6 protein-coding genes are annotated in these 8,865 nt (G+C 35.2%); 1 reads left to right on the top strand and 5 read right to left on the bottom strand.

The window, feature by feature from the left end; translation table 11 throughout:
- Positions 1-605: 605 nt before the first annotated feature.
- Positions 606-1,355, top strand: a complete 750-nt coding sequence (locus CJP74_RS07225) for a Tle-like phospholipase domain-containing protein (RefSeq protein ID WP_147397068.1) — start codon at positions 606-608, stop codon at positions 1,353-1,355.
- A gap of 57 nt (positions 1,356-1,412) precedes the next feature.
- Here the strand turns inward: CJP74_RS07225 and metK are convergent, their stop codons facing one another.
- From metK to gltS, 5 genes are all read right to left on the bottom strand, one after another.
- Positions 1,413-2,570 (bottom strand): methionine adenosyltransferase, encoded by a 1,158-nt coding sequence (gene metK / locus CJP74_RS07230; protein WP_119497755.1) that lies wholly within the window; start codon positions 2,568-2,570, stop codon positions 1,413-1,415.
- Positions 2,571-2,842: 272 nt separating this feature from the next.
- Entirely contained in the window at positions 2,843-4,171 is a 1,329-nt protein-coding gene (locus tag CJP74_RS07235; RefSeq protein ID WP_119497756.1) for an iron-containing alcohol dehydrogenase, read from the bottom strand.
- Positions 4,172-4,285: 114 nt separating this feature from the next.
- Positions 4,286-5,551, bottom strand: coding sequence for an amino acid permease (locus tag CJP74_RS07240; RefSeq protein WP_147397069.1), 1,266 nt, complete (start codon positions 5,549-5,551; stop codon positions 4,286-4,288).
- 172 nt (positions 5,552-5,723) lie between these two features.
- Positions 5,724-6,962 carry an amino acid permease gene (locus tag CJP74_RS07245; RefSeq protein ID WP_119497760.1) on the bottom strand — a complete coding sequence of 413 codons (1,239 nt, stop codon included), beginning with the start codon at positions 6,960-6,962 and terminating at the stop codon, positions 5,724-5,726.
- A 515-nt stretch (positions 6,963-7,477) separates the two neighbouring features.
- Positions 7,478-8,701 (bottom strand): sodium/glutamate symporter, encoded by a 1,224-nt coding sequence (gene gltS / locus CJP74_RS07250; protein ID WP_119497763.1) that lies wholly within the window; start codon positions 8,699-8,701, stop codon positions 7,478-7,480.
- Between the last annotated feature and the right edge of the window lie 164 nt (positions 8,702-8,865).

Below are 8,865 nucleotides of genomic sequence, written 5' to 3' on the forward strand. Positions count from 1 at the left end.
TAATTAAGTAGGGAAAATAATTATATCTTTATGCACAATTTTTTATTATTTTAAGGTATTAATTTAAATATTTAGGAGTTCCCTATTAGGTAGTTACTAAAATTATTAAAAAAGAGAAAATGTTTTTGCCAATAAAGTGAAATATTTGCTAGGGTAAAAATTAAAAATAAGCATGTTTTACACAAAAATAAAATTACGATATTAACCTTAAAAATGATAAATAATTAACCTAAAAGAAATATTCCAAAAAATATCACCGATATAACGCCAAAAATAATTAACCACTTTCTGATTAAATCTTCTTGCCCCTTTAATTAATATTTTGTAGGGTGTTAGTCCTTTGATAAAAAAGAAAAATTTTCTTCTTAAGGCATTCTTTTTTATAATATGGATAAAATTCTAGTTATTCTTTATATAAGGAGCTCCCTATTAAGCTTAAACTTAAATTAAGACGTAAAGATAAACCGCCTAAGGCAGTACCCCCACCCTTTGGGGCTTCTAGCTTAACGCAAGCAATTGCGGAATTATCTTATTTACTTAATCACTTGGAATTAAAAGGCACTTGTGAATCTACTTCTTTAGCTTTACAATTAAAGCAAATGTTTATGGCAACCGTGTTTGCCAAACTCACTAAAGTTGCTGCCAAACCAGCTGACTATCCAGCTCCCGAAGGTTTTATTGACATGAGTCAAAATCGTGAGTTTCTTGCTAGTTTTTCTTTAACGCCCGAAGATCTCCTTATCCCTTTTACGCATTTTAAAGTAAAAGTTTTTGCCAAGGATCCAAAAGTTTGGCATGAATACTATTATCCACCTTTTATTTTTGCTTTTAAAGGTACAGGAATTTTACATTTGGATGACTGGGCAAATAATATTAAACAAGCTCGCCGACAAAAATCTATTTATTATCAGCAAACCTTAAAAATTGCTCGCGCAGTTTTAAACTCGGGGAAAAAGGATTTAGTTTGTGCCGTAGGTCACTCGCTTGGTGGAGGCTTAGCTTCGGCATTTTCACGTTTGGCACAAGTAGATGCTATAACTTATAATGCTGCAGGCATAGATCCTGAGGCTTTGGGGATAGATTGTCAAAGTAAAAGCAGTCGCATAGATGCCTATTATGTTAAAGGAGAAGCCTTACAGGCTTTACAACATCGTTTAGAGCATCGCTTAGATAATTTAAGTTTTTATCGTTTTCATTTGGATTTAAGTAAAATAAGACCTTTACCGCAAACTCTAGGTGCCATGCATGTAGTTAATGCGGGCTTAACTTCCATAGATAAACATTTTGTGCGCACGGTAATGCGAGGCTTAAATAAAGAGCTTTTAGCCTTACGTCAACGTGCCCTTGAAATTTAGAGCCTAAAAAAAGCAAGAGATTTTTGTCTCTTGCTTTTTTTATCTTTGCTTTAATTATTATTTATTTAAGCCAGCTAATTCACGTAAAAGTGCAGCTTTTTCTGTGCTTTCCCAACTAAAGCCTTCACGACCAAAGTGACCATAGTTAGTTGTTTTACGATAAATTGGTTTTAATAAATCTAATTCTTTAATTAAGCCGTATGGACGTAAGTCAAATACTTCTTTAATTAATTGCGTAATTTTTTCACGTGGAACTACTTCAGTACCAAAAGTTTCAACAAACACTGAAGTTGGTTCAGCTACACCAATTGCGTATGAGAACTGTACTTCACAACGTTTTGCTAAACCAGCAGCGACAATATTTTTAGCTACGTGACGAGCTGCATAAGCTGCCGAACGGTCAACTTTTGAAGGGTCTTTACCTGAGAAAGCACCACCACCGTGACGAGCAGCACCGCCGTAGGTATCAACAATAATTTTACGACCAGTTAAACCACAGTCACCTAGTGGACCACCAATTACAAAGCGTCCTGTTGGGTTGATTAAGAAGCGTGTATCCTTGTCAATCCATTCTGCTGGTAAAGTTGGTTTAATAATTTCTTCAATTACCCCTGCACGAATTTCTTCGTTAGAAACATCAGGGCTGTGTTGCGTTGATAATACTACTGTATCTATACCAACAATTTTGTCATCTTGGTATTTGAAAGTAATTTGTGATTTAGCATCTGGACGTAACCAGCCTAAAATACCTTCTTTACGGCATTGTGCTTGACGACGTACTAAACGGTGAGCATAAGTAATTGGTGCAGGTAAGTATGCGTCTGTTTCGTCGGTTGCATAACCAAAGATAATCCCTTGGTCACCCGCCCCTTGGTCTAACTCGTCTTCACGGTCAACACCTTGGTTAATATCACCTGATTGTTTACCAATACATGATAATACTGCACAAGTATTTCCATCAAAACCTAGTTCTGAAGTGTTATAACCGATTTCGTTTACTGTTTTACGAGCAATTTCTTCAACATCTACCCAAGCTGAGGTACTAATTTCACCCCCAACTAAAATTAAACCTGTTTTCACATAAGATTCACAAGCTACGCGAGCACGTGGGTCTTTTTCTAAAATGGCATCTAATACTGAATCTGAAATTAGATCAGCTACTTTGTCAGGATGTCCTTCACTTACAGACTCAGAAGTAAATAAATATTGTGTCATCTTAAGTTCCTCATTTTTGAGAGCTATAGCAAGCTAAGTTAATATAAATTTGTAAAAGATAAAAAATATAGATGTTGTTTTTTTATACTTAAGAATTATTATAGACTTTTTTCAAGAAAATTAAAGTAATTTTATTATATTCTTTATATTTTGCATAAAAATATGTCTATTCATAAAAGTTTTCGACAAAAAAGACTAGTGAGTTTTGCTTAATCCCTACTCTTTATAAGGTTTTTCTTGCTGGACAAAAAAAATGAAGAGGGTTTAACTCTTCATTTTTTTGTTTGTTTTGTCTTTTTAAAGTTGTAAGTTTTACACGCCACCCGGAGATGAGATAAAATTTTAACGCGACGGCGTTCTTTTATGCGCAAAGGTTGAGACTTAATGATCGCATAGATCATTTTTTTATTTACTTGGGCAAATTCGCCAAAGCTACGTTGATTTTGTTTACGCATGCATTGGCTAATATATTGCATTATTACGCGTGGTCTTTGCAGACGATAGTCAACTAAGCTAATTGGCATTTGCATGCGGGTAAAATAGTCGGCAATCCTTTCTAAGGCTTGCTGAGCAGCCTTGCTCGGGTTTTTTGTTTTTATGCCCAGAACCTGATGGGCAAAGCGAGCCAGAGCAGGAGTTTTTGCCACAAATCTCTGTTGCAAGTTAGCAATAAATACAGCGGCCAAACTCGGAGCATGCTCTATATCGTAAAGAGCTGTTAGCATATGGCCAATTTGATGGGAAGACCAGTCTTCTTCGTTAAGTCCCACACTAAGATAACCATTTAAGGCCATGGTTGCTGCCCAACAAAAATTAGCTCGATATTCGAGGTTTTTGGGTTCGGCAACAGTTAAAGGTCCATATTGCCATAAAACGCGTAATAAGCCTTCTGCCATTTGGCAAGCAACTTCATTTTGATTACGAGCAGTATCTACAAGTAAATATTGCTCAAAAATATGCACCATAGCGTCCACAACCCCATTTTGTACTTGGCGTTGCGGTAAACTTAAAGTTAAACTAGGGTCAATTATTGTAAATTGCGGAAAGAGGTTTTCATGACCAAAGTCAATTTTTATTTGCCTAAATTTATCGGAAATAACTGCCCAACGATTCATTTCTGAACCTGTGCCAGGACAGGTTAAAACTACCCCAAAAGGAGTTGGAGTATTAATAAATTCTTGATTATTTGAGTCAAAGAGAATATCTTGTTCTGCAACTTCAAATAAGTCTTTGTTTACATCAAAAAGCAAGATATCAAATTGCTCATAGTTTATATGCCCGGAAATAAATTTAGTGGCGTCAATCACCGACCCTCCACCAAGAGCTAGAAGGTAATCAACTTTATTTTTGCGGGCAACATAAATAGCTTCGACAAGTTGAGCTATATCTGGATTGGGCTCGATACCACCAAATTCAATAATTTGATAAGCAGGTAGAGCCAGAGCTTGTTTTACTTGTTCTAAAATACCTAAGCGTTTAACGCTACTTTTCCCATACAAAAGCATAATCTTAGCTTGCCGCGGGATTAAGGTTGAGAGTTGACTAAGCTGTTCGGTGCCAAATACAACTTTAGTCGGGTTATAAAAATCAAAGTTCTGCATAGAGCTTAAACAGGGAAAAGATAGTTATTCTTCTATTAGTCTACCACATTTAAAGACCTTTGAGGCAAATCTAAAAACAAAGAGGTAGGACTTTTGTCCTACCTCTAATGGTTATTACATAAAGCATAACACTAAAAGCACTAAAGATAAAATACCTAAAGCTATGTTATTTAAACATAAACGATAAGGAGTTGGGTTTTGCTCATAGAGTTCTTTATGTTTAATGCGCATTTTAATTAAAGCTACAGTTGGCATTACGAGATTTTGAATAGTAAAGATAACTGCGGCAAGACTTAAGAAGAAAATAAACGCTGCTGGAGTGAAAATAACTACTAATGTAGGTACCGCAAAAGCAACTAAGAAGAGTAATGGACGATTTAAGTAAGTTTCAATACGGTCAGTCTCTTCATAGATATTGTTTTCTGATCTTTCTTCTAAGTGTGAAATTACATAAGAAGATTTTTTAGGTAATTTTTTGGCAAAGGTTTCTTTTAAAGTAGTAATTAAAGCTAAAGAAACGCCGATAAATGAAGTTAATAAAGCTGAAATTGAGAATACGGTAATAGCTACATTTAAGGTTTTAATGTGACTAGTATCCCCTTGAGCAATTAAGTTGGCAATATTAACTGAGCCACCTTCACGTGTATATTGAATAAGTTGTTCTTGGCTCGCTTGTCCATGTATCATAGCAATCCAAATAATAAATACTACTAAAGGAATAGCTAGACCACCAATAATTGCAATTTTTAGGTCACGAGAATTACGGTCTAAGTAATCAGAAAGTGCTGGAATAATAATGTGGAAACCAAAAGCTAAGAAAGTAATTGGAATAGATCTCATAATAGCTTGTTGGGACACAGGAGCTGAAGCTAAGTAGTCTGCTCTAAGGTTAGGAATTGAAAAGCCTACTAACACTAAGAAAGCAACACACATTAAGTAAAAGAAAATACGGTTAACTAAATCCGCAAAAGCTGAAGTAAAGATTACAATTAAGCCTAAAGGAATAACTGTAGCAACAATAAACCAGTTGTGGTATTTTTCTGGCACGCCTAGTAATTCAGCAAAAATACTTGAAAGCCCAGAAATATAAGCACAAACTAAAGAATACACAAATACGTAGAAAAGAATATTAGCAAGTAAAAAGCCAATATTACCAAATTCTAAACGCATAATCCCTGATACAGTACTCCCACGTGGAGCAAACTGCGAAGATTCAACTACTACTAAAGCAGGAAGAATCATGAGGGCAAAGAAAATAATTAATTCAATAACAGTTGCAAGAAAGCCTACTTCAGCCGAGTTAATCGGCATCACTAGCATTCCAGCTCCAATGGTTGTCCCAGCAACCATCATCATAGATCCAAGAACTTTTGATTTCACAATATACCTCAAAAAATAAAACTAGTTATTACACCATCGTAAAAATTTCATATTAATATGATCCATAAAGAAAATGCAAATATTTTGTAAAAAAAAACTAAGTAGCATAGCAAAAGAAGTAAGTGTAAGTGTTGTTAAAAAATTAGAAAGAGCTATGCTACTTAAATTATTTTTAAAAATGTAAGTCGGCCATTAAAGCCATAATTAAAAAGGCTACGCTCACTAAGCCCAGAAGTGAACTTGGCAGGAAAAAGCGATATACGTTTTTTTCTTTATATAAATCTGGATTAGTTAAGCGAATTTTTATTAAGGCTACCATCGGCATGATCATTGCCTGCAGGGTAGAAATAATTGAAGCAAAACCTAAGAAGAAAACAAAGGCTGCTGGCGTAAAGGTTAACATTACTGCTGGTAAAGCAAAAGTTAAAACAAAGAGAGCTAAACGGTTCAGTTTAGTTTCTACTTTAATATCCTGGTCAGCACCAATTAGGCCTTGAGGTTGTTTATCTTGCTCTTTTTTGAAGCTTTCTTTTAGAGTAGTAATTAAAGCTGTTGATAAACCTATAAAAGAAGTTAAAAGAGCTGTTAAAGTAAAGAGGGTAATAGCTACAGCAAGAGTAGTATTAGGAGTACCATGCGTAATTAACCCCGCAATGTTTACATTATTACTTTGGGCAAATTCAATTAATTGCTCTTGGCTTGCTTGACCGTGCACTACAAGATTCCAAATAGTAAAGATCACAAAAGGAATAGTTAAGCCGCCAATGAGAGAAATTTTTAGATCTCTAACATTGCGATCTAAGTAATCAGAGAGCGAAGGTATTAAAATATGAAAGCCGTAAGCTAAGAAGAAAATTGGAATAGATCTGTATACAGCTGTAGCTGATACTGGACCTGCAGTTAAGTAGCTTAGGTTAATATTAGTTAAAGAAATACCTACTAAAACTATAAACGCTAAGCACATAATGTAAAACATTACGCGATTAATTAAGTCGGCTACGCGTGTAGAAATTACCACAATTAAGCCGAGAGGAATAATACATAGTAGCGTAAATATACGTCTAAATCCTTCAGGAACGCTAAGAATTTGTGCTAAAACATTAGTAATACCTGAAATATAAGCACAAGCTAAAGAATAAGCAAAAACATAAAGTAAAATGTTATTAGCAAAATAGCCTGTGAGTCCAAAAGTACGTTGCATTATCCCTGCAATACTTGTCCCTTGCGGAGCAAATTGGGTTGCCTCGGCAATAGCTAGGGCAGGAATTAACATAAGAAAGTAAAAGACTAAGAGTTCAATAAAGGTTACCCCAAAGCCAACCGAAGCAGAATTTATTGGCATTACCAGCATTCCCGCCCCAATTGTTGAGCCCGCAACCAACATCATAGAACCTAACACTTTAGATTTCATAATCGCCTCAATAAAAAAATTTAGTCATAAAAAAAAGGTTAGACACTTGTGTCTAACCTTTTTTGTAAAATCTGGATATAGTTTTCTTTATGCTTGTGACTTTACCATAACTCTGAGTGGTGTTTTAAAGCCTCAGCAAAAGTCTAAGAATACTAAGACAAGCTTAGTAACTCTTACTCTTTTTATTATTTCTTTTAAGCTACTAAGAATGTCTTGCAGATTTTATTGCTAGACGCACGTGTAAATTTAGCAAAACTAAATTGCCACCAAAAGTAGTAAGTAAAGTAGCTAAAGTATACACAACGAGCCATAAAACCTATTCCAGTATAAGTAAAATAAATAATAAAAAAGAAAAAAACCGTTACGAGGATAATTACCTCGCTATGGTTTTATCTTAAATTATTTATAAGCTTATGTCAAGGGATAGAGCTCTTTTTCTGAGAAAAACTCTTTAAGTTTTTGTAAATTAAGGACAAAAAAAGCAGGCATATAGCCTGCTCTTTTTAAAATAATTGTTATTTAATTGCTGTCGCAAATAATGAAATTGCAATCGCATTCACAAAGTCAATGAAGAATGCCCCTACAAGAGGAATTAATAAGAACGCTTTGTGAGATGGACCAAAGTGACTGGTTACTGATTGCATGTTAGCTACGGCTGTAGGAGTTGCCCCTAAGCTGAAACCACATTGACCCGCACAAATAACTGCTGCGTCATAGTTACGACCCATTACGTTGAAAGTAACGTAAATTGAGTAAAGAACTACTAATACAGTTTGAATTGAAAGAATTACTAAAATAGGTAATGCTAACGCTGATAGTTCCCAAATTTTGATTGAGATTAATGAAATCGCGATAAATAATGAAAGAGAAACGTTACCTAATACATCAATAGTAGCTTCTTTAAGTTCACGTTTAAACACGCTTTGTAAAATAGTTCTTAACACAATACCCATGAAAAGAACATATACAAATTTAGGAATGTTTGGCCAGTATGCTAGGTTTAAGCCACTTACAAAAGTATGTAACCAAGAACCTAAGAACATTGCAAATGCTAAACAGATAATACCTTCGGTTACTGAACTTGCACGAATTGGACGAAGTTTTTGTTCATCTTCAAATGCTTCATGTTCGTCATCATCGTTATTTTGTTGCGCTTGTGAATTTTTAAGGTCTTTTAATTTGTTGCGTTTAATTAAGTACTCGGCAACTGGACCACCAACAATACCACCTGAGATTAGACCCCATGTTGCACATGCAAAGGCAGCTGCAGTTGCATTGCTTAAGCCGTATGTTGTCTCGAAAGTTTGACCCCAAGCACCACCTGTACCGTGACCACCAACAAGAGTAACAGAACCAGCAATAAGACCGTAAAGACCATCTAAACCTAAAAGTTTAGCTAGGCTCACACCTACTACGTTTTGTACTAGCACCATACCAGTACATGCAATGATTAAAAGAACTAAGCCTTTACCACCAGCTGCAAGTTTTTTGAAGTCTGCTGAGTAACCAATTGAAGCAAAGAATAGTAACATAAATGTACTAGATAAATTGCTATCAAAAGTAAAGCGATAACCCATAGTGTAGTACACTATCCCGAAAACTATAGCTACCACTAACCCCCCTGAAACAGGTGTTGGAATGTGATATTTTTCTAGGAAAGGTAGCCAACGATTTAAGAAACGACCAATTAGTAAAACTACACACGCACAAAAGAGCGTGGTAAAGCCGTCAATAGTAATAATTTCAGAAGCCATTTAATCTCCTCATAGTAAAGGCCGAGGTTAAGCACTAATAGACTAAGGTCTTAGTAAGCAAAAGTTAAATACCTAGGATACTTGAAAGTAAATTAAGTCTATTAGGATAGATCTGTCTCTTATCCAAATCTCCGATCCCACGAGACGTA

Source organism: Psittacicella melopsittaci (genome assembly GCF_003585925.1).
Taxonomy (GTDB): Bacteria; Pseudomonadota; Gammaproteobacteria; order Enterobacterales; family Psittacicellaceae; genus Psittacicella; species Psittacicella melopsittaci.